Here is a 1,223-nt window from a genome sequence, read left to right as displayed (position 1 = left end):
AGGGGCGGCCTTTCTGTCCGATGACCCGAGGGTCACCAGAACATCATCACTCGATGATTTTCGACACGACGCCTGCGCCGACGGTGCGGCCGCCTTCACGGATGGCGAAGCGCAGCTTCTCTTCCATCGCGATCGGGGCGATCAGTTCCACGTTGAACTTCAGGTTGTCGCCCGGCATCACCATCTCGGTGCCTTCCGGCAGTTGCACGGTCCCGGTCACGTCGGTCGTGCGGAAGTAGAACTGCGGACGGTAGTTGGCGAAGAACGGGGTGTGACGGCCACCTTCCTCTTTGGTGAGGATATAGGCTTCGGCTTCGAACTTGGTGTGCGGTTTCACCGAGCCGGGCTTGCACAGCACCTGGCCGCGCTCGATGCCTTCACGGTCCACACCGCGCAGCAGCAGGCCGACGTTGTCGCCAGCTTCGCCCTGGTCGAGCAGCTTGCGGAACATCTCGACGCCGGTGCAGACGGTTTTCTTGGAAGCGCGGATGCCCACGATTTCCAGTTCCTCGCCGACTTTCACAACGCCGCGCTCGATACGGCCGGTGGCCACGGTGCCACGACCCGAGATCGAGAACACGTCTTCGACCGGCATCAGGAAGGGCTGGTCAACAGCGCGGGCCGGGGTCGGGATGTACTCGTCCACAGCGGCGATCAGCGCGCGGATCGCGTCTTCGCCGATGGCTTTCTCGGTGCCGTTCATCGCGTGCAGAGCCGAGCCCTTGATGATCGGAATGTCGTCGCCGGGGTAGTCATAGGACGACAGCAGTTCGCGGATTTCCATTTCCACGAGTTCCAGCAGCTCCGGGTCATCGACCTGGTCCACCTTGTTCATGAACACGACCATGTAGGGGATGCCCACCTGACGGCCGAGCAGGATGTGCTCGCGGGTTTGCGGCATCGGGCCGTCAGCAGCCGAACAGACCAGGATCGCGCCGTCCATCTGGGCGGCACCGGTGATCATGTTCTTCACATAGTCGGCGTGGCCGGGGCAGTCCACGTGCGCATAGTGACGGGCTTCCGACTCGTATTCCACGTGCGCGGTTGAGATCGTGATGCCACGCGCGCGCTCTTCCGGGGCGCCGTCGATCTGGTCATAGGCGCGGAATTCACCAAAATACTTGGTGATCGCTGCCGTCAGAGTGGTTTTGCCGTGGTCAACGTGGCCGATCGTGCCGATGTTGACGTGCGGTTTCGTCCGTTCAAACTTTGCCTTTGCCATT

Annotated in this window: 1 protein-coding gene; it reads right to left on the bottom strand. The window is 62.1% G+C overall.

What is annotated here, in order from left to right:
* Nucleotides 1-46 precede the first annotated feature (46 nt).
* A complete protein-coding gene (gene tuf / locus V6590_RS20755) occupies nt 47-1,222 on the bottom strand; it encodes an elongation factor Tu (RefSeq protein ID WP_335425617.1) in 1,176 nt (391 codons plus the stop codon).
* Nucleotide 1,223: the final 1 nt, after the last annotated feature.

It is taken from the genome of Gemmobacter denitrificans, assembly GCF_036964905.1.
GTDB classification, from domain to species: Bacteria; Pseudomonadota; Alphaproteobacteria; order Rhodobacterales; family Rhodobacteraceae; genus Gemmobacter; species Gemmobacter denitrificans.
The sequence above is the reverse complement of the archived record's forward strand: the minus strand, read 5'-3'. Positions and strand labels throughout refer to the sequence as shown.